Genomic DNA, 24,490 nt, shown 5'->3' with positions numbered 1-24,490 from the left:
ACGTGGACAGCGCGATGCCAGGCCGATGGTCCTGCACACGCGCTGCGCATCCCCCATTCCCCCTTGGAGCTTCGCTTGGATTCCTCCTTCGTTTCCGGCAACCCGCGCGTGCGCGTCACCAACATCGAAGTGCTGTCGGACAACTGGTACGTGCTGCGCAAGGTCAGCTTCGATTTCCAGCGCCACGACGGCAGCTGGCAGGCGCTCACGCGCGAGGCCTACGACCGCGGCAACGGCGCGACCATCCTGCTGTACAGCCGCGCCAAGCGCACGGTGATGCTGACCCGCCAGTTCCGTCTGCCGACCCTGCTCAACGGCAACCCCGACGGCATGCTGATCGAGGCCTGCGCCGGCCTGCTTGATCGCCACGATCCGGAGACCTGCATCCGCAAGGAGACCGAAGAGGAGACCGGCTACCGGATCGAGAACGTGCGCAAGGTGTTCGAGGCGTTCATGAGTCCGGGTTCGGTGACCGAGCGGCTGTACTTCTTCGTGGGCGAGTATGTCGATCGCGACAAGGTCGGTACCGGCGGTGGCGTGGCCGCCGAGGGCGAAGAGATCGAAGTGCTGGAGCTGGCGCTCGATGCGGCGCTGGCGATGATCGACACCGGCGAGATCGCCGACGCCAAGACCATCATGCTGCTGCAGTACGCCAAGCTGCACGGTTTGCTGGCCTAGCGTAGCTTTATCGGTTCTTGTCTCTGCGGGTGGCATCGCCAGGATCGAAGGCCGCGCCTAACAGCGCATCCAGCGTTCTGAACGCTGCGCCTGTCGATCGCTGGTGACGACGGTGTGCGGCAGGCATGCTCAGGTGTCAGCGATGACCCATTGCACGTCCGGCACCCACGCCTGCCGCCATCGGGCCATTTTTGCCTCGGCGTCCAGCCATTGTGGGGACACCGGTGCTGCGGCCCCCAACGCCGGCGTCTTGTTCAGACAGCCGGCATTGACGGCACCGTAAAGCCGCCCCTGATGCTCGAACGTGACCGCGACCAGCACCCCGCACTGGCGGCACAGCTGGAATTGCGCGGCCTCCGCACCCTGGCGATAACGATGCACGGCCTCGGCATGCGTGGCCGTCAGTCGCAGCGTGCCGGCGGGATCGGAAACGTATCCCGCACCATGCTTCTGGCAGAAGCTGCAGTCGCAGGCGCGCGGACGGATGTCCTCGGCCGGTTGATCCGTCGAGAACGCGACGGTCAGGCAGCCGCAGTGGCAGCTTCCCTGGAGCGTTGTCGGCTTGTCTTGCCGCGACATCATTGAAAGGCGCTCATCGCGTTCCTGTCCATGCTGGAGCTTCCTTTGGCGTCGGCCGCGCTCAGCGCTTGCCGCCGAAGATACTGCCGAAGATGCCGCGCACGATCTGCTGGCCGATGCGGTTGCCGATGGTGCGCGAGGTCTGCTTGGCCATCGCCTCGAGCATGCCCTGGCGGCGCTTGGTGCCGAACACCGCGTCCTTGACCGCCTGGCCGAAGCCGCTGTCCTGCGCTTCGTCCTGTTCGCGGGTGCGCGCCGGCGGCGCGGCGCTGTGGTCGGCGCTCTGCTCGACCCGGCGCGCCAGCAGTTCCGCCGCCGATTCGCGATTGACCGGCGTGTCGTAGCGCGTGCCGACCGGGCTGCCGGCGCGCACCTGCGCGCGCTCGGCGTCGGTGATCGCGCCCATGCGGCAGCGCGGCGGGGCGATCAGGGTCTGCTGCACCGGTGCCGGCACGCCCTTGTCCTGCAGCGTGGACACCAGCGCCTCGCCGGTGCCGAGCTGGGAGATGGCCTTGGCCACGTCCAGCTTGGGATTGGCCACGAAGGTTTCGGCGGCGGTGCGCACCGCCTTCTGATCGCGCGGCGTGTAGGCGCGCAGCGCGTGCTGCACGCGGTTGCCGAGCTGGCCGAGGATGCTGTCGGGCACGTCGTCCGGGAACTGCGAGCAGAAGTACACGCCCACGCCCTTGGAGCGGATCAGCCGCACCACCTGCTCGATGCGCTGCACCAGCGCCGGCGGCGCATCGTCGAACAGCAGGTGCGCCTCGTCGAACACGAACACCAGTTTCGGCTTGTCCAGGTCGCCCACTTCCGGCAGCCGCTCGAACAGTTCCGACAGCAGCCACAGCAGGAAGGTCGAGTACAGGCGCGGCTTGAGCACCAGTTGCGCGGCGGCGAGGATCCCGATCACGCCGCGACCGTCGTGGTCGACCCGCATCAGCTCGGCCAGGTCCAGCGCCGGTTCGCCGAAGAAGCCTTCGCCGCCGTCCTGGGCCAGGCGCAGCAGCGCACGCTGGATCGCCGCCACCGACTGCGCGCTGACCAGACCGTACTCGGTGGAGATGTCCTTGCGCTCTTCCACCACCAGCGCCAGCAGCGCGCGCAGGTCGTCCAGGTCGAGCAGCAGCAGGCCGCGGTCGTCGGCCAGCTTGAACACGATGTCGAGCACGCCGGCCTGGGTGTCGTTGAGTTCCAGCACGCGCGCCAGCAGGGTGGGGCCCATCTCGCTGACGGTGGTGCGCACCGGATGGCCGAGCTTGCCGTACAGATCCCAGAACAGCACCGGATTGGCCGCAGGGGCGTAGTCGGCCACGCCGATCTCCCTGGCGCGCTGCAGCACCTTCTCGCTGCCGTCGCCGGGCATCGCCAGACCGGCCACGTCGCCCTTCACGTCGGCCAGGAACACCGGCACGCCGATGCGCGAAAAGCCTTCGGCCAGCGTCATCAGGGTCACGGTCTTGCCGGTGCCGGTGGCGCCGGCGACCAGGCCGTGGCGGTTGCCCAGGCGCGGTTGCAGCAGCACTGCGATGTCGTCGGTCACGCCTTTGCCTAGCAGGATCGGGTCCATATCGGGGTCCGCAATGAGATGCCCGGATTCTAGAACGTACGCGGCGTGGCCGAACGCGTGCGAGCCACCGCGGGCGCGCTGCGCCGGCTTGCAACTGCCGGTACTCCCGGCCAGCCGCGGTCTTTGCGAGGTGTGGTCGTTCGCGGGGGCTGCACCGGCATGGTCGACGACATCGGTGGCGCGGGAGCCAGCGCGCGCGGTACTTGTGTTGCGGTGCGGGATGGCCGCCGGCGATGAACCCTGGCCCCGCCGCGGGCCGGACCCTGGCCGCCGCGACCTTGCCGCGATGCGACGGCGGGGGCTACCCTGCGGCCTTTCCGTCGCCGCGTCCCACCATGCCCCTTCCGTTCCGCTTCACCCACGCGTGGCCCGTCGCGGCTGCCGTGGCGCTGACCTGCACCGCTCCTGCCGCCCAAGCCCGCGTGTCCGCCCGCGACCAGGCCGCCATCGCCGTCCTCGACCAGCGCCTGGCCGCCGCCGAGAAGCGCTACAACGACGCCCTGGTGCTGGTCGGCAACAGCGACCCCAAGGGCACCCAGGAAAGCGACGCCGCGCTGGAGGACATCGAGGACGTGATCCAGGCCTGCATCAAGCAGCGCGGCTGCGAGGTGGGCACCTATCTGGGCGCGTACAAGCGCCTGCTGAAAGCCAAGGCCGACGCGCAGGGCCAGGCCAGCGACACCGATGCCGCCGACGACGACTCGGCGCCGCTGCAGGCCGACCCCGACCACATCAGCCCGCTCGCCGCCGACGTGCCGGAAGCCGCGCGCGCGGCGCGCCTGCTCAACGACAAGCGCCACGCCTTCGATTCGATGGTGGAGTACAACCCGGCGGTACAGGCCGGCATCCGCCGCTGGCTCACCGACATGCGGCCGGCACTGATGAGCAGCTACGAGAACTACCAGAACCTGCGCGCGATCATGTGGCCGGAATGGGAGAAGCGCGGCCTGCCGGAAGCGCTGTTGTTCGGCATCATCGCCAAGGAGTCCAACGGCCGCGTGCACGCCAATTCGCGGGTGGGTGCTGCCGGGCTGATGCAGTTCATGCCGGCCACCGGGCGCCGCTTCGGCCTGGGCCCGGACGGTACCGGCTTCGACACCCGCTACGACGCGCGCAGCGCCGCCGAGGCCAGCGCGGTCTACATCAACGAGCGCATGGGCGAACTCAACCGCAGCGTCGAACTGGCGCTGGCCGGCTACAACGGCGGCGAAGGCCGCGCCGCGCGCGTGTTCAACCAGATGCCCGGCCGTAGCTTCTGGGACGCGTCGGTGTACAACCAGTTCCCGGCCGAGACCAAGGACTACGTGCCGATGGTGATCGCCGCGGCGTGGATCTTCCTGCACCCGCAGCAGTACGGCGTGGCCTTCCCCAAGATCAATGCGCAGCCGGCCACGCTGCGTCTGGCCAAGTCCACCACCATCTACGAACTGACCATCTGCCTGGGCAGCGACGGCACCCGCGACGGCTACATGCGCGCGCTGCGCAACCTCAACCCGCGCTACGAGCCGGACGGCTGGATCCCGGCCGGGGTGACCATCAACGCCACCACCAAGATCGTCGGCCTGTACAACCGCTACTGCGTCAGCGGCCCACGCGCCGACCTGGCGCGCGCGCTGATCACCGCCGACGTCACCTCCGCCGTGCGCAGCGGCAGCCCGGCGCCGGTCGCCGACCTCACCGGCAACGTGGCGGTGGGCGACGTCAGCCCGGTCGCCGGCGTGCCGACCACGGTGGCCACCGGCCGTCCCGCGCCGGCCAAGCCCAAGCAGAAGCAGGTGCGCAACTACCGCGTGGCCAAGGGCGACACCCTGGGCCGGATTTCCGATCGCCACGACTGCGACCTGAAGGAGCTGGCCAAGGCGAATGGCTTGCGTGCGCCGGGTTATGCGCTGAAGCCGGGGCAGTCGCTGAAGTTGGTGGGCTGCGAGAAGTAGGGCGCTGTCGCTCCCTTCTCCCACCGGGACCATGGCCCCCTTTTCGGGGGAAGGTGGCGCGCAGCGCCGGATGAGGGTGCGGCTGCCGCAGTGTTGGGCGCGTGGCTTTTCGGTCATCCATCGCGGACGGACCGTCTGTCACCGTCCATGCGTCGGGACTGAAGTCCCTCCCACAGTGGGTGCCGTTGTATCTCGCGGGTCGCTAGCTGAAGCTCCGGCCGCGAGACCCGAGCGCGGCCCATCCCTTCTCCCCCTGGGACCATGGCCCCCTTTTCGGGGGAAGGTGGCGCGTAAGCGCCGGATGAGGGTGCGGCTGCCGCGGTGTTGGGTGTGCGGCTTTTCGGTCATCCATTGCGGGTTGGCGGTCTGTCACCTTCCATGCGTCGGGACTGAAGTCCCTCCCACAGTGGGGCCATTGCATCTCGCGGGTCGCTGGCATGAACGTCGACCGCGAGATCCAAGCGCGATCCCCATCCCTTCTCCCCTCGGGACCATGGCCCCTTTTCGGGGGGAGGTGGCGCGTAGCGCCGGATGAGGGTGCGGCAGCCGCAGTGTCGGGGCGCGCGGCTTTTTCAGACATCCCTTGCGAGCTCGCGGTCTCTCAGCGCCAATGCGTCGGGACTGAAGTCCCTCCGACAAGGGTGTCTCTGCACAAAGGGCCGCAGCGCGGCCCTCGCACCTCAGCGCACCAGCCGCGCCAGCGCCTGCCCCAGCCGCACCGGCGATTCCGCCTTCAGCGTCGGGTCGAACGCGGCCACGCCGGGCGGCAGCAGCACGATCACCGTGGAGCCGTAGTTGAAGCGCGCCATCTCCTCGAACCGCTGCAGGGTAATCCCCTTGCCGCGCCAGTCCTTGCGGGTGATGCGGTCGGCGTAGCGCGGGATCTCCACGCCGCTCCACACGGTTTCCACGCCGGACACCAGCAGCGCGCCGACCATCACCGAGACCATCGGGCCGAAGTCGGTGTCGAAATGGCAGACCAGGCGCTCGTTGCGCGCGAACAGGCGCGGCACGGTGCGCACCGCGTCGGTGCCGACGCTGAACAGCCGCCCCGGCACGTGCACGGTTTCGCGCAGGGTGCCGGTCCAGGGCATGTGCACGCGGTGGTAGTCGCGCGGCGACAGGTACACGGTGGCATACAGGCCATTGGCGAACGGGGCCGCGGCCGCATCGTCGCCGAGCAGTTCGGCGGCGGTGAACGACTGCCCCTTGGCCTGGAAGATGCGCCCATCCTCGATCCGGCCGAGCTGGCTGATGCGCCCGTCGGCCGGCATCAGCAGCGCCTGCGGATCGGGATCGGCGACGCGCGCGCCCGGCTTCAGCGCGCGGGTGAAGAAGGCATTGAAGGTCGGGTAGGCGGTCGCATCCGGTTGCGCAGCCTCGCTCAGGTCCACGCCGAAGCGGCGCACCACCGTGTCGATCAGCCACTGCTTCAGCCCGGGCCGCGACGAATAGGCCAGGCGCCGCGCCAGCGAGGACAGCAGCCGGTGCGGCAGCACGTAGGTCAGGCGGGTGGTCAGGCTCATGGGGCGGTGGCCTTGGTCAGGGCCTGCAGGTCGGCGGCGATCGCCGCGGCATCGAACGGCGGGCGGATCAGCCCGGCCTGGCGGCCCTGCGGGTCGAGCACCGCGATCGCGGCGGAGTGGTCCATGCTGTAGTCGTTCGGGTTCTCGGCGTAATGCTTGCCGGGCACCTTCTGGAACACGAAGCCCAGCGCGGTGGCGAAGCGCTCCAGCTCGGGCACGTCGGCGGTGGCGGCGATGGTGTCCTTGTGGAAGGCGTGGGCGTACTCGCCCAGCCGCGGCAGGGTGTCGCGCTGCGGGTCGACCGAGACGAACAGCACGCGCGGGCGCAGCGTGTCCGGCAAGGTCTCCCATTGCTTCTGCGCGCGGGCCAGGTCGGCCAGGGTGGTCGGGCACACGTCCGGGCAGGCGGTGAAGCCCAGGAACACCAGGGTCCAGTGGCCCTTGAGCTCGCCCGGCACCAGTGGCGTGCCGTCGGTCTGGCGCAGGTGGAAGTCGGGCAGGGGCCGCGGCTGCGGGTACATGCGCACCGTGCGGGTCTCCGGCCAGGCCGGGGCGGCGCTGCCGCCGAAATACTTCTGGGCCAGCAGCAGCCCCAGGCCGGCGGCCAGGGCAACCACCAGGACGATGCCGAAGGTGCGGTTGAACATACTGATTTCCCATGCAACGAACGCTCATCATAGCGGCCGGGCCTCTATAATCGGGGGCCGAATTGCCTTGCCTGTTGCCATGACTGCCGACGCGGCCGCCGAACTCCACACGATCATCGACCTGATCCGCTACGGCACCAGCCGTTTCAACGCCGCCGGGCTGAGCTTCGGCCACAGCTACGACAACGCCCTGGACGAGGCCACGCAACTGGTGCTGCACGCGCTGCACCTGCCGCACGACCTCGGCCCGGCCTACGGCAGCGCGCGGGTGACCACGCCGGAGAAGGCGCAGGTGCTGGCGCTGTTCGAGCGCCGCATCGCCGAGCGCATCCCCGCCGCCTACCTCACCGGCGAGGCCTGGTTCGCCGGGCTCAGCTTCAAGAGCGATGCGCGCGCACTGGTGCCGCGCTCGCCGATCGCCGAGCTGATCGAGGCCGGCTTCGAGCCGTGGCTGGCCGGCCGCCCAGTCGAGCGCGCGCTGGACCTGTGTACCGGCTCGGGCTGCATCGCCATCGCCATGGCCCACTACAACCCGAACTGGCAGGTGGACGCGGTCGACATCAGCGACGAGGCGCTGAGCCTGGCCGCCGAGAACAAGGAGCGGCTGCTGGCCGACAACGTCGAACTGGTCAAGTCCGACCTGTTCGCCGGGTTGGGCGGGCGCCGCTACGAACTGATCGTGACCAATCCGCCCTACGTCACCCACGCCGAGACCGACGCGCTGCCGCCGGAGTACGCGCACGAGCCGGAGCTGGGCCTGCGCGCGGGCGACGACGGGCTGGACCTGGCGCTGAAGATCCTGCGCGACGCACCGGCGCACCTGAGCGAGGACGGTCTGCTGATCTGCGAAGTCGGCGAGTCCGAGCGCGCACTGGCGCAGTTGCTGCCGGAAGTGGACTTCGCCTGGGTCGAGTTCAAGGTCGGGCAGATGGGCATCTTCGCGGTGGAGCGCAGCGAATTGATCGCGCACCACGCGCGCATCGCCGCGCTGGCCGCGGACCGGTGACGCAAGCGACATGAGCGCGAACAGTTTCGGCAAGCTGCTGACCGTCACCACCTTCGGAGAATCGCACGGGCCGGCGATCGGCTGCGTGGTCGATGGCTGCCCCCCGGGGCTGGAACTGGACGCCAGCGAATTCGCCCACGACCTGCAGCGCCGCGCCACCGGCAAGAGCCGGCACACCTCGGCGCGACGCGAAGCCGATGAGATCGAGATCCTGTCCGGGGTCTACGAGGGCCGCACCACCGGCACTCCGATCGGCCTGCTGATCCGCAACACCGACCAGCGCAGCAAGGACTACACCGACATCGCCCGGCAGTTCCGTCCGGGCCATGCCGACTACAGCTACTGGCAGAAGTACGGCATCCGCGATCCGCGTGGCGGCGGGCGCTCGTCGGCGCGCGAGACCACCATGCGCGTGGCCGCCGGCGTGATCGCCAAGAAGTGGCTGGCGCAGCGCTACGGCGTGCGCGTGCGCGGCTACCTGTCGCAGCTCGGGCCGCTGCTGCCGCAGGGCTTCGCCTGGGACGCGGTGGAGGACAACGCGTTCTTCTGGCCGCACGCGCCGCAGGTGCCGGAGCTGGAGGCGTACATGGATGCGCTGCGCAAGTCCGGCGATTCGATCGGCGCGCGCGTCACCGTGGTCGCCGACGGCGTGCCGGCGGGCTGGGGCGAGCCGATCTACGGCAAGCTCGACGGCGAACTGGCCGCGGCGATGATGAGCATCAACGCGGTCAAGGGCGTGGAGGTCGGCGACGGCTTCGCCGCGGTGACCCAGAAGGGCACCGAGCACCGCGACCTGATCGCGCCGGACGGCTTCCAGTCCAACCACGCCGGCGGCGTGCTCGGCGGCATCGCCACCGGCCAGCCGGTCGTCGTCTCGGTGGCGTTCAAGCCCACCTCCAGCCTGCGCCTGCCCGGCGCCACGGTGGATGTGGACGGGCAGGCGGTGGACGTGATCACCACCGGCCGCCACGACCCCTGCGTCGGCATCCGCGCCACCCCGATCGCCGAGGCGATGATGGCGCTGGTGCTGATGGACCAGGCGCTGCGCCACCGCGCGCAATGCGGCGACGTCGGCACGGTGACCCCGCGCATCCCCGGCGGTGGCGATGGCTGAGTCGCGGCCGCGGGTGTGGGTCAGCCAGCCGCTGTTCGACGATGTCGTCGCACGGCTGGGCGAGTATTGCGCGCTGACCACCACCGCGGACGTGACCAGGTATTCGCCGCAGGACCTGGCGCAGGCGCTGGCGCCGCTGGACGGCGCCCTGGTCACCCTCAACGAACGCATCGGCGCCGCCGAGATCGCCGGCGCGCCGCGGCTGCGCGCCATCGCCAACGTCGGCGTCGGCTACAACAATCTGGACCTGGACGCGCTCAGCGCGGCCGGCATCGTCGCCACCAACACCCCCGACGTGCTCACCGAGACCACCGCCGATCTCGGCTTCGCCCTGCTGATGGCCGCCGCGCGCCGCGTCGGCGAGGCCGAGCGCTGGCTGCGCGCGGGGCAGTGGCAGCAGTGGTCGTTCCAGACCATGCTCGGCGCCGATGTCCACGGCAGCACCCTCGGCATCCTCGGCATGGGCCGCATCGGCCAGGCCATCGCGCGCCGCGCCGCCGGCTTCTCGATGCGTGTGCTGTACCACAACCGCAGCCGCCTGCCGGCCGAGGTGGAGCGCGCGCATCGCGCCGAGTACGTCGGCTTCGACGACCTGCTGGCGCGCGCCGACCACGTGCTGCTGGTGCTGCCGTACAGCGCGCAGTCGCATCACATCGTCGACGCCGCCGCACTGGCCAAGATGCGGCCGACCGCGACGCTGGTGAACATCGCCCGCGGCGGCCTGGTCGACGAGATCGCACTGGCCGACGCGCTGGCCAACGGGCGCCTGGCCGCGGCCGGGCTGGATGTGTTCGAAGGCGAGCCGGCGATCCGTCCGGAGCTGCTGGCGCTGCGCAACGTGGTGCTGACCCCGCACATCGGCAGCGCCAGCGTGGCCACGCGCCGCGCGATGGTGTCGCTGGCGGTGGACAACCTGCTCGCCGCGCTGGGCATCGGCGCCGACGCCGGACGCCCGCCCAATGCGCTGAACCTGGACGCGATCGCCGCGGCCGGCGGCGGTGCGCGGGCGATCGCGGACAAAAAACGATAGGGAGCCTGCGGCGCCGCGCGCGACGCGCACGGCAGGTTCCCCGAATCCACGTGGCAGTGCGGCTGTTCCTCCCCTTCTTTTTCTGCGGATCGAATCTTCCATGAGCAATGCAACCCGTCGTTTCAACGTCGCCGTCGTCGGCGCCACCGGTGCCGTCGGCGAGACCATGCTGAGCATCCTCGCCGAGCGCGATTTCCCCGTCGCCACGCTGTACCCGCTGGCCTCCGAGCGCTCGGCCGGCGGCCAGGTCGAGTTCAAGGGCCACAAGGTCACCGTGCTCGACCTGGCGACCTTCGATCCGAGCGGCGTGGACATCGCGCTGTTCTCGGCCGGCGGCGGCATCTCCAAGGAATACGCGCCGAAATTCGCCGCGGCCGGCGCGGTGGTGATCGACAACTCCTCGACCTTCCGCTACGACGACGACGTGCCGCTGGTGGTGTCGGAGGTCAATCCGCACGCGCTGAAGCAGCGTCCGCGCGGCATCGTCGCCAACCCCAACTGCTCGACCATGCAGCTGATGCCGGTGTTGGCGCCGATCCACAAGGAATACGGCATCGAGCGCATCAACGTGGCCACCTACCAGTCGGTGTCCGGCGCCGGCCGCTCGGGCATGGAGGAGCTGGGCAAGCAGACCGCGCAGTTGCTGGCGTTCCAGGACATCGAGCCGCAGAAGTTCCAGGCGCAGATCGCCTTCAATCTGATCCCGCACATCGACGACTTCCAGCCCAACGGCTACACCAAGGAAGAGATGAAGCTGGTGTGGGAGACGCAGAAGATCCTCGAGGACAGCAGCATCCTGGTGAACCCCACCGCGGTGCGCGTGCCGGTGTTCTTCGGCCATTCCGAAGCGGTCAACATCGAGACCAAACGCAAGATCACCGTCGAGCAGGCGCGCGCGCTGCTGGGTCAGGCGCCGGGCGTGGAAGTGGTCGACGAGCACAAGGCCGGCGGCTATCCGACCCCGGTGACCCATGCCTCCGGCAAGGACCCGGTGTTCGTCGGCCGCATCCGCGAGGACTTCTCGCACCCGCGTGGCCTGAACCTGTGGGTGGTGGCCGACAACATCCGCAAGGGCGCCGCGCTCAATGCGGTGCAGTTGGCCGAGCTGGTTGCCCTGGAGGGCTGAAAGCCGGGACCCGGGTCCCGCGGGTTCATGGCGTGGCGGCGTGGCTGGCCGCGCGGCCTGATCGTGTGGCGGAGTGGAGCGAAGGCCGGGGCGCGAGCCCTGGCTTTTTGTTTGGAAAATGGAAGTCGCAGGTATCCGCGCTCGCCCCGTTGTGGGAGGGGCTTCAGTCCCGACGCGAGATCCCGCACACCGCGTTATGAAGCGCGGTCCCTGTCTCGGATTTCCGAGTCCCCAGCCTCCCCACGGGGGCTTTTCCGGGCCCGGATTTTTTGGGAACTTCAGTCCCGACAGCGGCCGCACCTCGCGTCGGGACTGAAGTCCCTCCCACAGTGGCGTGCCTGGGCTTTCCTGCTGCAGGGTGTTCTTGCGTCGTGGATTTCAGCGGTGCACCAGCAACGCGGTCCCTGTCTCGGCTTTTCCGGACCCCGGGTCCCCGGTCCCGGCTTCCTATATATTGCACGCATGATTCCAAGGGGCAGGGGCGGGATGCGCCTACAACCACGTTTGTTCCGTCGCCATCGCGGCGATGCGGTGTCCGCCGCGCGCGGGCTGCGCCATGTCTGTCGCGCTGCCACGGCGCTGTTGCTGCTGGCCTGCAGCCAGGCCGCGCTGGCCCTGGGCCTGGGCGATATCCGCGTGCTGTCCAAGCCGGGCGAGCCGTTCCTGGCCGAGATCCCGGTGATCTCCAACGAGCCGGGCGAACTGGAGCGGGCGCGGGTGGCGCTCGCCTCGCCGGCGACCTTCGCGCGGGTCGGGCTGGAGCGCCCGCAGGGCCTGGTCAGCGATCTGCAGTTCCGTTTCACCCAGACCCGCAAGGGCCGCGCGGTGATCCAGGTCAGCAGCCGCATGCCGGTCGACGTGCCGTCGCTGAGCTTCCTGATCGAGGTCGATTGGGGCCAGGGGCGGCTGATTCGCGAATACTCCGCGCTGATCGATGCGCCCAACACCGCCGCCGCGATCGATGCACCGGCGATCGATGCGCCGGCCGCGGCGCAGCCGTCCGACCGCATCGCCCGCGAAACGTCCACCGCGGCGCCAGCGCCTGCAGCCGCCGCCACGCCGGCGACGCCAAGCGCCAGGCCGGCCGCCACGCCGCGTCCGGCGCCGGCCCCCGCGGCCGCGCCCGGCGATGCGCTGGCGCCGGTGCGCGCCGGGCAGACCCTGTCGCAGATCGCCGGGCAACTGGTGCGCGGCAACGGCCATTCGCTGGACCAGACCATGGTCGCGCTGCTGCGCGCCAATCCGGACGCCTTCATCCGCGGCAATCTCAACCTGCTCAAGCAGGGCGCGGTGTTGCGCACCCCGCGCGAGGAGGATCTGGCCAGCCTGGATGCCGCCGCCGCCGAGGCGGTGGTGCGCGAGCAGGCGGCGCAATGGCGCCAGGCGCGTGCGCCGGTGCCGCAGCCGGCACAGGCGCAGCAGGACGCGGCGACGGCGCAGACTGCGCCCAAGCCGGCCGCCGCGGCGCCGGCCGCCGCCGCTGGCGCACGCCTGGAAATCGCGCCGGCGGTGCCGGCGACGCGCCGCGAGGCGGGAACCAAGTCCGGCACCGGTGCCGGCGACGAAGGAGACATGGTGGCAGCCCAACAATTGCAGCAGGCGCGCGAAGACCTGGCGGCACGCGATGCCGAGGTCCAGGAACTGCGTTCGCGGGTGGAGCAGCTCGAAAAGCTCAAGTCCCAGCAGCAGCAACTGATCGCGTTGAAGGACAGCGACCTGGCTGCGGCGCAGAAGCGCCTGGCCCAGGCCGGGCAGGCGGCGCCAGCGCCCGCGCCCGCGCAAGCGCCGGCCAATGACGGGTTCCCGCTGTGGCTGTGGGGCGGGCTGAGCCTGCTGGTGCTGGGCCTCGGTGCCTGGCTGCTGTCGCGCCGGCGCAAGCCCTCGCCGCTGCCGCCGTTGCCGCGCGACGACGATGCCGCGCTGGCGGCGAGCGCCGCGGTGCCGGTGGTCGCGCACCGCGATGTCGACGCGCCGGAACTGCCGCCGCTGGAGCCGGCCGAGCCGCTGGCCGAGGAGGAGGCGGTCGCCCGCGACCACGAGGCGTTGGAAGAGTGGGAGCGCGCCGACCATCTCGACCACGCTGCCGCCGATCACGCCGATCACCACACCGCACTCGACGACGACGCCTTCGAGCGGGTGCTGGCGCAGCAGTCGCTGCGGCAGGCGCCGGCCGATGCGCCGCTGTCCGCGGACAACGACGACGACCATTCCGCTGGCGTGTCCGATGCCCATCCGGAGGCCGCACCGGCCGCCGAGCCGGTTGCCGAGGCGCCGTGGCGGCAGCCGTCGCCGGTGGTCGCAGTGCCGGGCGGCGACGCCCATGCCGACAAGGACGCCGGCGGCGGCCGGCAGGAGCCGACCTGGCATCAGCCTGCCGCGCCGGCCCCGGCCCCGGCCGAAGCACCGTCGCCGTATCCGCCGGCGGGCCGCGAGCGGCTGGAACTGGCGGTGGCGTACATGGATCTGGGCGACAACGAGACGGCACGTACCCTGCTGACCGAGGTCGCGGCCAGTGGCGATCCGGCCGCACGCGCCGAAGCGCTGCAATTGCTGGGACGGCTGGACTGATGGCAGCAGGCGGCGCGCGGCGCGCTCGCCGCGGCCGTCCGGCCTGGAGCGGGACGGCCCTGCGGCAGCGTGTCCCTGGGCGGCGGGCGCACGCCGAAGGCGCGTTCCGGGACTTGCAGATGCAGTGCTGCGGCGTTGCAGGCGCCCCGCGCTGGCCCATGCACGCGTCGGCCGCAGCGCGCGCCGGCGCCGATGCCGCACTGCAGTGGAGGTCGCCATGCGCTACGCGCTAGGCGTGGAGTACGACGGCAGCGAATTCCAGGGTTGGCAGCAACTCGGCGAGAGTGGCGGCCCCAGCGTGCAGGCGACGCTGCAGGCGGCGCTGTCGTCGGTGGCCGACGCCCCGGTGAGCGTGGTCTGCGCCGGCCGCACCGATGCCGGCGTGCACGGCGAATGCCAGGTGGTGCATTTCGATTGCGATGCGCCGCGTCCGCCGCGCGGCTGGATGCTGGGCGCCACCGCGCGGTTGCCGCCCTCGGTCTGCGTGCGCTGGTGCGTGCCGGTGGCCGACGACTTCCACGCGCGCTTCTCCGCCCGCGCGCGCCGCTATCGCTACCGCCTGCTCAACCGCCAGGTACGCCCGGCGCTGTACCGGCAGACCCTGAGCTGGGAGCGGCGGCCGCTGCAGGCCGACGCCATGCACGCGGCGGCGCAGGCGCTGCTGGGCGAGCAGGACTTCAGTGCTTTCCGCAGCGTGCAGTGCCAGGCCCTGCACGCGCGCCGCGAGCTGCAGTCGATCGCGGTGACCCGCAGCGGCGAGCTGGTCGAGATCCAGGTCCAGGCCAATGCATTCCTTCATCACATGGTGCGCAATATCGTTGGTTCCCTTGTCATGGTGGGAACGGGCGAAAAGCCGTCGTCCTGGATTGGCGAACTGCTCGCGGGACGCGACCGCCGCGTCGCTGGTCCGACGGCACCGCCGCAGGGCCTGGTGTTCGTCGGTCCCCTCTATCCCGCCCACTGGACGCTTCCGGACGAGGTCACGCTATGAATCGCACGCTGTATCGCACCCGCATCAAGTTCTGCGGCATGACCCGCGCCGGCGACATCCGCCTGGCAGGCGAGTTGGGCGTGGATTCGATCGGGTTCGTGTTCGCCCATGGCAGCCCGCGGCGAGTGGCGCCGGCCGAGGCGCGGGCCATGCGCCAGGCCGCCGCGCCGATGGTGGATGTGGTGGCGCTGTTCCGCGACAACCCCAAGGACGAGGTGCGCGAGGTGCTGCGCACGGTGCGTCCGACCCTGCTGCAGTTCCATGGCGACGAGGACGACGGCTTCTGTCGCAGCTTCAACCTGCCGTACCTGAAGGCGGTGCCGATGGGCGGCGGCGAGGTGAATGCGCGCACCCTGCAACTGCAGTATCCGAACGCGGCCGGCTTCCTGTTCGACAGCCACGCGCCCGGCGAAAGCGGCGGTTCGGGCAAGACCTTCGACTGGTCGCGGCTGCCGACCGGCCTGCACCGGCCGTTCCTGCTCGCCGGCGGCATCAATGGCGACAACGTGTTCGACGCGATCATCGGCACCCTGCCGTGGGGCGTGGACGTGTCCAGCGGCATCGAGAGCCAGCCCGGGATCAAGGACGGCCACAAGATGCGCAAGTTCGTCGAGGAAGTGCGCCGCGCCGACTGCCACGAGTTGAACACCAACTGCTGAGCGCGGCCGCCGCAGGTGCCGCCGCATCGGCCCGCGCCGCGGGCCAACCGCCGCGACTTTCACGTATCATCCGGCTCTAGAACCTGCCGGCGGTCCGCCGCGCGCCGTGCGCGCAGGCCGGCGGGATGACGCGTGCCCATGATGGGGCGCGCCGTCACGGCACAGCAAGGATGAGGGGATGGCCGAGTTCCTGAACGTCGCACTGGGATTTCCCACGTTGCCGTACAGCGTCCTGTTGGCATTTTCCGCGCTCTACTGGGCGCTGGCCGCGTTCGGCATCGGCGACCATACCGCGCCCGACGGGCATCTGCATGTCGACGGCGCCGACCATGGCCTGCACGGCGTGTCCGCCGTCTTCGCGCGGCTGGGCCTGGGCGGTGCGCCGGTGATGCTGGTGGTGGCGCTGCTCTCGTTCTGGGGCTGGCTCGGCACCTATTTCGTCCATCTTTTCCTGCTGCAGTCCCTGCCGGCCGGCCTGCGCTGGGGCATCGGCAGCGGCGTGGCGCTGTTGGCCCTGCTGCCTGCGCTGCCGCTGACCTCCTGGATGCTGCGGCCGCTGCGCCGGCTGTTGCTGCGGCTGCGGCCGGTGGCGCAGACGTCGTTGCTCGGCAAGGTCGGCGTCGTCGCCTCGCCGCGTGCCGACGCGGACTCCGGCTACGCCACCGTCGACGATGGCGGCGCCGGCCTGGTCCTGCAGGTGCGTGCCCAGGCCGGCCAGGTCTATCCGCGCGGCGAGCGCGTGGTGCTGGTCGACTACGTGCAGGCGCACAACCACTATCTGATCGCCCGCGAGCAGGATCTGCCGGGTTTGCCGTTTCCACACAGCCTGATTGCGGGCGATAAGGAGATCCACCGATGAGTTTTGCGACGATGGCGCCGTTTCTGATCGGCGTCGGCATCCTGCTGGTGCTGCTGCTGGGGCTGGCCGGCCTGTTCCGCGCGTTCTACCGCAAGGTGGATCAGGGCGTAGCGCTGATCGTCAACGACATGAGCGCCACGCCCAAGGTGCACTTCACCGGCGCGTTGATCGTGCCGGTGCTGTACCGCGCCGAGCTGATGCGGATCAGCCTGATCACCCTTCAGGTCGACCGCCGCGGCAAGGAAGGGCTGATCTGCCGCGACAACATGCGCGCCGACATCGCCGTGGCGTTCTACCTGCGGGTCAACGAGACCCAGGCCGACGTGCTGCGCGTGGCCAAGGCGATCGGCGCCGACCGCGCCTCGGACAAGGACGCGGTCGACGAACTGTTCAACGCCAAGTTCTCCGAGGCGCTCAAGACGGTGGGCAAGAAGTTCGAGTTCACCGAGCTGTTCGAGAAGCGCCAGGAGTTCCGCGACGAGATCATCGCGGTGATCGGCAACGACCTCAACGGCTACGTGCTCGAGGACGTGGCGATCGACTACCTGGAGCAGACGCCCAAGGCGCTGCTGGATCCGCACAACATCCTCGACGCCGAGGGCATCCGCAAGATCACCGAGCTCACCGGCACCCAGAACGTGGTCACCAACGAGCTGGAGCAGAACGCGAAGCTGGCGATCACCAAGAAGAACGTGGAGGCGCGCGAGGCGATGCTGGCGCTGGAGCGGCAGCAGGCCGAGGCCGAGGCGCGGCAGAAGCGCGAGGTCGACACGATCCGCGCGCGCGAGCAGGCCGAGACGCTGAAGGTGCAGGAGGAGCAGCGCCAGTTGGCGGAGAACGCGCGTATCGAGGCGCAGCAGCTGATCGACATCCGCGAGCAGAACCGCCTGCGCGAGGTCGAGGTGGCCGAACAGAACCGCCAGCGCGCGGTGGCCATCGAGGTCGAGCGGGTCGCGCGTGCGCGCCAGCTGGAGCAGGTCACCACCGATCGCGAGGTGCAGCTGCAGGGCGTGGAGCGCGACAAGGTGGTCGAGAACGGCAAGATGGACGTGGCCAACATCACCCGCGAGCGCATCGCCATCGACAAGACCGTGGCGCAGGAAGAGGAGCGGATCAAGGAAGTGCGCCAGGTCGCCGAGGCCGACCGGCTCAAGCAGGTCACGATCCTGGAAGCGGAGGCCAAGGCGCAGGAACTGCTGGTACGCCAGGTCAAGGACGCGCAGGCGCGCGAGACCGCGGCCAAGCACCGCGCGGTCGAACTGACCACCCTGGCGCAGGCCGAACACGAGGCCGCCGGCAAGCAGGCCGAAGCCAAGAAGCTGCTCGCCGACGGCATCCGCGCCGAGAAGGCCGCGCCCGGTCTGGCCGACGCGCAGGTCAAGGAGGCCTCGGCACTGGCGATCGAGAAGGTCGGTATCGCCGAGGCGCGGGTGATCGAGGCCAAGGCCGATGCCAGCCTCAAGCAGGGCAGCAACGAGGCGCGCGTGCTGGCCGAGACGCTGCAGGCCAAGGCGCAGGGCGAAGAGCAGATGGGCAAGGCCAAGGCCAGCGCCGCCGAGTCGATCGGCATGGCCGAGGCGGTGGTGGTGGAGAAGCGCCTGTTGGCCGAGGCCGACGGCCTGACCCGCAAGTTCGAGGCGATCGGCGCGCTCAGCGACAGCGCGCGCGGCCACGAGGAATTCCGGATGCTGCTCGACAACAGCCTCAAGCAGGCGCTGGCGTCGATCGAGGCCGGCAAGGAAGTGTCCAAGGAGAACGCCGAGGTCATCGCCAGCGCCCTGCGCAATGCCGACATCGACCTGGTCGGCGGCGACGGCGGCATGTTCGACAACCTCATCAAGGCGGTCTCGCTCGGCAAGTCGATCGAAGGCCTGGCCGACAAGAGCCCGATCGTGCAGGACCTGATGCAGCGCTATCTCGGCGTGCAGCGCGGCGCGGCGGCGCCGTCGCGGCTGGCGCCGGACGCGGCTGGCCAACTGCCCGTCGCCGAGCCTTGAGCGCGGCACTGGACTGAGTGCGCAGGCGGCGCGCGGCCGGCGACGGTGGCGCGTCGTCGCAACCCGTGGCGGGCGCGCGGCGCGATGCGCCGATCCCCCGCAAGCCGGCAGGAGCCGCGACGATGGCAACACCTCCCCAACCCCAGACCGATCCCCAGCCCGAGGGCGACGCGCCCAGCCAGGTCGACCAGGCGGTCGCCCAGGGCGGCGCCTACGACGTGCTGCGCAAGCGCTTGGTCGAGCAGGGCGCGCGGCTGCAGGACGCGGTCGAGGCGCTCAACCGGCAGCGCCTGCAGGAGTTCGGCGACAGCCGTCTCGAGGTGGACGGCCGCTTCCGCATCCGCACCGAGCACAATTGCGTCGGCCGCGACATCGTGCAGGTCGGGCCGGACCTGCTGCTGTTCGGCTACAACGTGTTCCTCGGGCTCAAGAACCAGACCCGCGTGCAGGACGTGTTCGGGCTGTACCGGCTGGTCGAGGGCGCCGACGGCTACGACGTCAGCCCGATCGACCTGGCCGGCAGCTTCCTCGGCCAGGCCGGCTTCGTGCACGACTTCGGCGAGCTGTACGCCTACTACAAGCACGCCCGGCTGCTGCAACTGATCGTCATCGGCGGCAAGCTGCTGGCGGCGTTCCAGATCGGCGAGCGCAGCAGCGACGTGCGCGTGTTCCGCTGGGCGCAGGACAGCGACGGCGTGCTCACCTACATCGATGCGCGCGGCGAACGCGACATCGCGCTGCCGCCGCCGTTCGACTTCGAATGGACCCGCGCCACCCGCGAGATGGCGGTGAACGGGCGCCATTCGCATCTGAACATCCTCGATACCCTGTTCGTGGAGACCATCGGCGGCGATCTGACCATCAAGGTCGAGAACAACACCGAGACCGGACAGGGCATCTACAGCGAACCGGTGGAGGACAAGACCCAGTCGCTGGACGATGCGCAGTTCGATTTCGCGCGGGTCGGCAGCCTGGTCCTGCTCAAGGTGCTGCCGTATCGCGAGACGCAGTGGCGCGGGCTGATCTACAACACGCTCAGCGGCCGCATCGTGCGCAACGATGCCATCGTGCAGGCCTGCGTGCAGCTGCCCGAGGACCACGGCATCATTTTTCCCGGCGGCTATTACCTGCAGAACGGCGATCACAAGGCGTTCGACGCGGCGATGGACGGGATGCAGTTCAAGCGCGCGATCCGCTCGCCCAACGGCGAGGACGTGCTGTACATCTTCTACGAGCGCGAGGGCGGCAAGTCCGCGCTGTTCGTCTACAACACCATCCGCCGCGCGCTGCAGAACCCGGTGTTCGGCCATGGCTACGCGTTGCTGCAGGACGGGCGCATGGTGCTGTTCCATGCCGAGGGCAGCGAGCCGACCCGGATCCATCCGATGCAGGTCTGGCAGACTCCCTTCAGCAGCGACGAGTTCGCCGCCAGGCGCCCGCCGAGCAACACCTTCCTCGGCCGCATCGGCAATGCCGAGCTGGTGCGCGGCATCTCCAGCCTGTTCGGGCTGGCGCGCGCGATCGACCGCGACGAGGTGTCGGTGCAGCGCTACCAGTTGCTGGTGGAGGACGCGCGGCGCCTGTTCGACGCGCACCATTGGCTGGAGGACGCGCACTGCGGCGACCTGGCCGGCGTGCTGCGCGGCATCAGCGCCACCGGCGAGGCGGTGCTGGACGAATACGAAAAGGTGCTGTCGATCCGCCAGCAGTCCGACCAGGCGATGGCCGAGGCCACGGCCGCGCACAAGGCGCTGCTGGCACGGCTGCAGCCGGAGAACTGGAACAGCATCCAGGAGTTCGTCGAACCGCTCAACGCCATCGCCGCGCAGCGCGGCCATCTGCTGACCATCCGCGAGTACCGCTACATCGACACCGATGCGATCGATGCGATGGGCGCGACGCTGCAGCAGGCCCACGACACGGTCGGCGCCGCCACCGGGCGTTTCCTCGGCAGCGAAAGCGCGCTGGCGCCGTTGCACGCGCGCCTGGCCGAGCTGGACGCGGCGGCGCAGGCGGCGGCGACCGCGCGCGCGCTGTCCGAGCAGGTGCAGGCGATGCAGGCGATGTCGGCCGACCTGGACCTGCTGTCGGAACTGATGGCCGGGCTCAAGGTCGACGACGCCACCGAGCGCACCCGCGTGGTCGAGGCCCTGTCCGAAGTCTACGCGCGGCTCAACCAGGCGCGCGCGCGTGCCGAGCAGCGCCGCAAGAGCCTGGGTTCGGCCGAGACCGTGGCCCAGTTCGGCGCGCAGTTCGCGCTGTTCGGCCAGGCGATCACCAGCGCGCTGGCGCTGTCCACCGATCCCGAGCGCGCCGACGAGCAACTGTCGCGGCTGATGGTGCAACTGGAGGAACTGGAGAGCCAGTTCGGCGAGCACGAGCAGTTCCTCGGCGACATCCTCAGCAAGCGCGAGGAACTGGTCGAGGCGTTCGAGACGCACAAGCAGGCCTTGCTCGACGACCGCCAGCGCAAGGCGCGCTCCTTGCTGGACGCGGCCTCGCGCATCCTCGACGGCCTGCCGCGGCGCACCGAGCGCTTCGCCAACGCCGACGAACTCAACGCCTTCTTCGCCGGCGACCCGCTGATTCTCAAGCTGCGCGAGCTGGCCGAGCGGCTGCGCGGCTACCGCGACAGCGTCAAGGCCGACGACGTCGAGGCGCGGCTGAAGGGCGTGCGCGACCAGGCGGTGCGCGCGCTGCGCGACCGCAGCGAGCTGTTCGAGGCCGGCGGCAACGTGGTGCGGCTGGGTCCGCGGCACCGCTTCAGCGTCAACACGCAAGCATTGGATCTGACCCTGCTGCCGCGCGAGGACGGACTGGCGCTGCATCTGACCGGCACCGACTACCTGGAGCCGCTGCAGGACGCCGCGCTGGACGCCACCCGCGCCTACTGGCAGGTGGCGCTGGATTCGGAATCGCCCACGCTGTACCGCGGCGAATACCTGGCCGGGCGCATGCTGGAAGCGGCGCTGGCGGGCGAGGAGGGGCTGAGCCTGGATGCGCTGGCGCAACTGGCGGCCACACCCGACGCGCTGGCGCGCAGCGTGCGCGACTTCGCCGCGCCGCGCTACCGCGAGGGCTACGAGCGCGGCATCCACGACCACGACGCCACGCGCATCCTGCAGGCGCTGCTGCCCTTGCAGCAGGCCGCGGGCACGCTGATGCACGCCCCGGCCGCGCGCGCGCTGGCGCTGGCGTTCTGGGCCGAACGCCAGCGCGAGGAGGAGGTGGCCGCGTGGGTCGCGCGCCAGGCCGGCGTCGATGCGATCGCGCGCCTGTTCGGCGCGCGCGACGGCCGCGACGCGCTGCAGGCCGAGATGGCGCAGGCCATGCAGCGCTTCGCCGAGGACGCAGGGCTTGCGTTCGATGCCGCCCAGGCGCCGGCGGCCGCCGCCTACCTGGCGGCCGAACTGGCGCAGGGCGAACCGACTTTTCCGTTCAGCCGGCATGCGCGGGAACTGCTCGATGCGCTGCATGCGCGGCTGGCCGAGGCCGGGCTGCGCGAGCAGTTCGAGCAAGGCCTGGAACGCGTGCGCGGCAAGCTCGGCGCTGCCTGGACGCAGGCCAGCCAGTGGGTGCAGGGCCTGTGCCACGATCCGCGCTTCGCGGTCCACGCCGGCTACGCGCCCGAGGCGGTGGCGATCGCGCTGCTGGCGCCGCGGCTGCGCAGCCGCGCCAGCGAGGTGGCGTTGATGGCCACGGTGGAGGGCCTGCTCGGCGAACATCCGCGTATCGAAGGCGGGCGCCTGCGCCTGGCCATCGACGATTTCCTGGCGCGCCTGCGCCACCACGAGCAGGTGTTCGTGCCCGGCTTCCGCCAGTACCAGGCACTGCGCCAGCAGGTCATCGCCAGCGAGCGCGAGCAGTTGCGCCTGTCCGAGTTCAAGCCGCGGCCGCTGTCCTCGTTCGTGCGCAACAAGCTGATCAATGAGGTCTACCTGGGCGTGATCGGCGACAACCTGGCCAAGCAGATGGGCACGGTCGGCGAGAACAAGCGCAGCGACCTGATGGGCATGCTGATGCTGATCTCGCCGCCCGGCTACGGCAAGACCACGCTGATGGAGTACGTCGCGAGCCGGCTCGGCCTGGTCTTCATGAAGATCAATGGTCCCGCGCTGGGCCACGCGGTGCGCTCGCTGGATCCGGCGCAGGCGCCGGACGCCACCGCGCGGCAGGAATTGCTCAAGCTCAATCTCGCGCTGGAGATGGGCAACAACACCATGCTGTACGTCGACGACATCCAGCACACGCACCCGGAATTCCTGCAGAAGTTCATCTCGCTGTGCGACGGCACGCGCCGCATCGAGGGCGTGTGGAAGGGGCGCACGCGCACCTACGACATGCGCGGCAAGAAGTTCTGCGTGGTGATGGCCGGCAATCCGTACACCGAGTCCGGCGAGGTGTTCAAGATTCCGGACATGCTCGCCAACCGCGCCGACATCTACAACCTGGGCGACGTGCTCGGCGGCATGGAGGAGGCGTTCCTGCTCAGCTACATCGAGAACGCGCTCACCTCCAATCCGGTGCTCGCGCCGCTGGCCACGCGCGAGCTGGCGGACCTGTACCTGCTGGTGGATCGCGCGCGCGGCAAGGAGATCTCCAGCAACGCGCTCAGCCATGCCTACAGCGGCGCGGAGATCAACGAGATCGTGGCCACGCTGCAGCGCCTGCTGCGCGTGCGCGAGGTGGTGTACAAGGTCAACCAGCAGTACATCGCCAGCGCCGCGCAGGACGATCGCTACCGCACCGAGCCGCCGTTCCGGCTGCAGGGCAGCTACCGCAACATGAACAAGCTGGCGGAGAAGGTCTCGCCGGTGATGAACGAGGCCGAGTTGCAGCAGCTGATCTCCGACCACTACCTGGGCGAGGCGCAACTGCTGACCAGCGGCGCCGAGGAGAACCTGCTCAAGCTGGCCGAGTTGCGCGGCGCGATGGGCGCCGAGGAACAGGCGCGCTGGGACCAGATCAAGCGCGACTTCCTGCGCAACAAGGCGATGGGCGCCGACGAGGCCGATGTCGGCGGGCGCATGGTGGCGCAGCTGGCGGACATCGCAGGCGGCCTGCAGGGGCTGCGTGCCGAGCCGAGTCCGGAACCGGCACGCTGGGAGCAACTTCTTGCGCTGCTGCGGCAGGTGTTGGCCGAACGCGAGCGCGAAGCGCCGCCCGCCACGCCCGTGGCCACGCCGGCCGCGCCTGCGCAGACGGAAGCATCGGTCACGCCCGCGCTGCAGCCCTTGCTGGACGCACTCGCGCGCTCGCACGAGGGACAGGCGCAGGCCGGGCAGGCGCTGACCGCGCTGGCAGAGGCGCTGCGCGCGTCGTTGCGCGAGCCGTCCGCGCCGGAAGCGGAGCCGCGCGTGCGGCGGCCGCGCACGCTGGCCGAACGCCAGCTCGACGAAGCGCTGGCGCGGCATTTCTATGGCGACGCGGGCGCCGCGCGCAGCGACGATCCCGAACCCGGCCCTGCGTGAGCGCGCGCGCCGCTCCTGCGCTGCCCGAGCCGCCGGTGTCGCCGCCCGCGGCGAACGACGCGCAGGCCGCGTCCGGCTACGCGGCGCCGCTGCTCGAGGCGGTCGCACAGGCCCTGGCCGCGCGCGCCGCCGCGCCGGACGCCGGCGCGGCACTGGTGCAGGAGCTGGAGCGCATCCAGCACGCACTGCAGGCGCGCGATCCGCGGCGGATCCGCCGCGACAGCAGCCTGCTCGGCCGTCTGCTCGGCCGCGACCTGGAGCGCCAGGCCGAGGCCGAGACCCTGCAGGCGCAACTGGGCGTGGTCCTGCTGCGGGCCGATGCGCATGCCCAGGCGCTGCGGCACGCGGGCCAGGCATATGCCGAAAGCGCCGGCGTCGCCGAGGCCGGCGTGGCCGCGCTCGAGCGCTGGATCGCCGCGGCGCCGACGCCCGACCCGGCGTTGGCGCAGGCCTGGAACCAGCGACTCGACCACTTGCGCCGCCTCGCCGCCGCCTGGCGCCTGGAAGCGGCGCAATGGCGGTTGCTGCAACAGCAGGGCGAGCACCTGCTGCAACGCTACAGGAACATCCGCGACGTGCTGCTGCCGGCCTGGCGCCAGGCCGCCGTCACGCCGCAGGCAGCGCAGGGCAGGGACCACGTGGCCCGCGCCGCACAGGCGCAGCAACACATCCTGGCCGAACTGCAGGCCATGCGGGCTAGACTGCGCTGAGCCTGCGCCGCCGCCGCGAATCGCTATC

Annotated in this window: 17 protein-coding genes; 13 read left to right on the top strand and 4 right to left on the bottom strand. The window is 70.5% G+C overall.

Annotated features, from left to right (window positions below):
* Window positions 1–75 precede the first annotated feature (75 nt).
* Window positions 76–678: a GDP-mannose pyrophosphatase NudK gene (gene nudK, locus ACHWVH_RS12495; RefSeq protein WP_267102997.1), complete on the top strand. Its 603-nt coding sequence runs from the start codon at window positions 76–78 to the stop codon at window positions 676–678.
* A 129-nt stretch (window positions 679–807) separates the two neighbouring features.
* Here nudK and ACHWVH_RS12490 read toward each other — a convergent pair whose 3' ends face one another.
* Together ACHWVH_RS12490 and ACHWVH_RS12485 are read right to left on the bottom strand one after the other, a co-directional pair.
* Complete coding sequence (locus ACHWVH_RS12490) at window positions 808–1,260, bottom strand: GFA family protein (RefSeq protein WP_295926825.1); 453 nt, start codon at window positions 1,258–1,260, stop codon at window positions 808–810.
* Between the two features lie 58 nt (window positions 1,261–1,318).
* Window positions 1,319–2,824: a DUF853 domain-containing protein gene (locus ACHWVH_RS12485; protein WP_267093787.1), complete on the bottom strand. Its 1,506-nt coding sequence runs from the start codon at window positions 2,822–2,824 to the stop codon at window positions 1,319–1,321.
* Between the two features lie 335 nt (window positions 2,825–3,159).
* On the opposite strand from ACHWVH_RS12485, the gene ACHWVH_RS12480 reads away from it, so the two are divergent.
* Entirely contained in the window at window positions 3,160–4,758 is a 1,599-nt protein-coding gene (locus tag ACHWVH_RS12480) for a transglycosylase SLT domain-containing protein (RefSeq protein ID WP_267117059.1), read from the top strand.
* A gap of 680 nt (window positions 4,759–5,438) precedes the next feature.
* On the opposite strand, the gene asd is transcribed toward ACHWVH_RS12480, so the two are convergent.
* Both asd and ACHWVH_RS12470 read right to left on the bottom strand, forming a co-directional pair.
* Window positions 5,439–6,284 (bottom strand): archaetidylserine decarboxylase, encoded by an 846-nt coding sequence (gene asd / locus ACHWVH_RS12475; protein ID WP_267093789.1) that lies wholly within the window; start codon window positions 6,282–6,284, stop codon window positions 5,439–5,441.
* The gene (locus ACHWVH_RS12470; RefSeq protein WP_010340523.1) at window positions 6,281–6,931 is read right to left on the bottom strand and encodes an SCO family protein; all 651 of its coding nucleotides are present in this window, start codon (window positions 6,929–6,931) and stop codon (window positions 6,281–6,283) included. Before ACHWVH_RS12470 ends, asd begins: the two co-directional genes overlap by 4 nt.
* A 79-nt stretch (window positions 6,932–7,010) precedes the next feature.
* Here ACHWVH_RS12470 and prmB point away from each other — a divergent pair, with 79 nt between their 5' ends.
* The 11 genes from prmB to ACHWVH_RS12415 all read left to right on the top strand — a co-directional run bounded on the left by prmB (window position 7,011) and on the right by ACHWVH_RS12415 (window position 24,462).
* On the top strand, window positions 7,011–7,937 hold the full coding sequence (prmB, locus tag ACHWVH_RS12465) for a 50S ribosomal protein L3 N(5)-glutamine methyltransferase (protein WP_017909105.1): 927 nt from the start codon (window positions 7,011–7,013) through the stop codon (window positions 7,935–7,937).
* Between the two features lie 10 nt (window positions 7,938–7,947).
* Window positions 7,948–9,051: a chorismate synthase gene (gene aroC, locus ACHWVH_RS12460; protein ID WP_267086270.1), complete on the top strand. Its 1,104-nt coding sequence runs from the start codon at window positions 7,948–7,950 to the stop codon at window positions 9,049–9,051.
* The gene (locus ACHWVH_RS12455; protein WP_394687279.1) at window positions 9,044–10,081 is read left to right on the top strand and encodes a 2-hydroxyacid dehydrogenase; all 1,038 of its coding nucleotides are present in this window, start codon (window positions 9,044–9,046) and stop codon (window positions 10,079–10,081) included. The genes aroC and ACHWVH_RS12455 overlap by 8 nt, the downstream gene beginning before the upstream one ends.
* 100 nt (window positions 10,082–10,181) lie before the next feature.
* Complete coding sequence (locus ACHWVH_RS12450; RefSeq protein WP_295865434.1) at window positions 10,182–11,207, top strand: aspartate-semialdehyde dehydrogenase; 1,026 nt, start codon at window positions 10,182–10,184, stop codon at window positions 11,205–11,207.
* A 504-nt stretch (window positions 11,208–11,711) separates the two neighbouring features.
* Complete coding sequence (locus ACHWVH_RS12445) at window positions 11,712–13,775, top strand: FimV/HubP family polar landmark protein (RefSeq protein WP_394687278.1); 2,064 nt, start codon at window positions 11,712–11,714, stop codon at window positions 13,773–13,775.
* 217 nt (window positions 13,776–13,992) lie between these two features.
* Window positions 13,993–14,766 carry a tRNA pseudouridine(38-40) synthase TruA gene (gene truA / locus ACHWVH_RS12440; protein ID WP_394687277.1) on the top strand — a complete coding sequence of 258 codons (774 nt, stop codon included), beginning with the start codon at window positions 13,993–13,995 and terminating at the stop codon, window positions 14,764–14,766.
* Complete coding sequence (locus ACHWVH_RS12435; protein WP_010342993.1) at window positions 14,763–15,425, top strand: phosphoribosylanthranilate isomerase; 663 nt, start codon at window positions 14,763–14,765, stop codon at window positions 15,423–15,425. The genes truA and ACHWVH_RS12435 overlap by 4 nt, the downstream gene beginning before the upstream one ends.
* 178 nt (window positions 15,426–15,603) lie before the next feature.
* Window positions 15,604–16,284 (top strand): hypothetical protein, encoded by a 681-nt coding sequence (locus tag ACHWVH_RS12430; protein ID WP_295926816.1) that lies wholly within the window; start codon window positions 15,604–15,606, stop codon window positions 16,282–16,284.
* Window positions 16,281–18,281 carry a flotillin family protein gene (locus tag ACHWVH_RS12425; RefSeq protein WP_026143208.1) on the top strand — a complete coding sequence of 667 codons (2,001 nt, stop codon included), beginning with the start codon at window positions 16,281–16,283 and terminating at the stop codon, window positions 18,279–18,281. The genes ACHWVH_RS12430 and ACHWVH_RS12425 overlap by 4 nt, the downstream gene beginning before the upstream one ends.
* A gap of 122 nt (window positions 18,282–18,403) precedes the next feature.
* Window positions 18,404–23,752 (top strand): DNA repair ATPase, encoded by a 5,349-nt coding sequence (locus ACHWVH_RS12420; RefSeq protein WP_394687276.1) that lies wholly within the window; start codon window positions 18,404–18,406, stop codon window positions 23,750–23,752.
* Window positions 23,749–24,462, top strand: a complete 714-nt coding sequence (locus ACHWVH_RS12415) for a hypothetical protein (protein ID WP_295926811.1) — start codon at window positions 23,749–23,751, stop codon at window positions 24,460–24,462. The genes ACHWVH_RS12420 and ACHWVH_RS12415 overlap by 4 nt, the downstream gene beginning before the upstream one ends.
* Window positions 24,463–24,490 lie beyond the last annotated feature (28 nt).

Origin of the sequence: uncultured Xanthomonas sp. (assembly GCF_964278005.1) — a bacterium.
GTDB lineage: Bacteria > Pseudomonadota > Gammaproteobacteria > Xanthomonadales > Xanthomonadaceae > Xanthomonas_A > Xanthomonas_A sontii.
Note: the sequence above shows the minus strand (reverse complement) of the source record. Positions and strands in the feature narration are given on the sequence as shown.

Excerpts from the sequence above, each read along its gene's own strand:
- ACHWVH_RS12490 (WP_295926825.1), bottom strand. The coding sequence starts at position 1,260 with ATGATGTCGCGGCAAGACAAGCCGACAACGCTCCAGGGAAGCTGCCAC.
- ACHWVH_RS12485 (WP_267093787.1), bottom strand. The coding sequence starts at position 2,824 with ATGGACCCGATCCTGCTAGGCAAAGGCGTGACCGACGACATCGCAGTG.
- ACHWVH_RS12480 (WP_267117059.1), top strand. The coding sequence starts at position 3,160 with ATGCCCCTTCCGTTCCGCTTCACCCACGCGTGGCCCGTCGCGGCTGCC.
- asd (WP_267093789.1), bottom strand. The coding sequence starts at position 6,284 with ATGAGCCTGACCACCCGCCTGACCTACGTGCTGCCGCACCGGCTGCTG.
- ACHWVH_RS12470 (WP_010340523.1), bottom strand. The coding sequence starts at position 6,931 with ATGTTCAACCGCACCTTCGGCATCGTCCTGGTGGTTGCCCTGGCCGCC.
- prmB (WP_017909105.1), top strand. The coding sequence starts at position 7,011 with ATGACTGCCGACGCGGCCGCCGAACTCCACACGATCATCGACCTGATC.
- aroC (WP_267086270.1), top strand. The coding sequence starts at position 7,948 with ATGAGCGCGAACAGTTTCGGCAAGCTGCTGACCGTCACCACCTTCGGA.
- ACHWVH_RS12455 (WP_394687279.1), top strand. The coding sequence starts at position 9,044 with ATGGCTGAGTCGCGGCCGCGGGTGTGGGTCAGCCAGCCGCTGTTCGAC.
- ACHWVH_RS12450 (WP_295865434.1), top strand. The coding sequence starts at position 10,182 with ATGAGCAATGCAACCCGTCGTTTCAACGTCGCCGTCGTCGGCGCCACC.
- truA (WP_394687277.1), top strand. The coding sequence starts at position 13,993 with ATGCGCTACGCGCTAGGCGTGGAGTACGACGGCAGCGAATTCCAGGGT.
- ACHWVH_RS12435 (WP_010342993.1), top strand. The coding sequence starts at position 14,763 with ATGAATCGCACGCTGTATCGCACCCGCATCAAGTTCTGCGGCATGACC.
- ACHWVH_RS12430 (WP_295926816.1), top strand. The coding sequence starts at position 15,604 with ATGGCCGAGTTCCTGAACGTCGCACTGGGATTTCCCACGTTGCCGTAC.
- ACHWVH_RS12425 (WP_026143208.1), top strand. The coding sequence starts at position 16,281 with ATGAGTTTTGCGACGATGGCGCCGTTTCTGATCGGCGTCGGCATCCTG.
- ACHWVH_RS12420 (WP_394687276.1), top strand. The coding sequence starts at position 18,404 with ATGGCAACACCTCCCCAACCCCAGACCGATCCCCAGCCCGAGGGCGAC.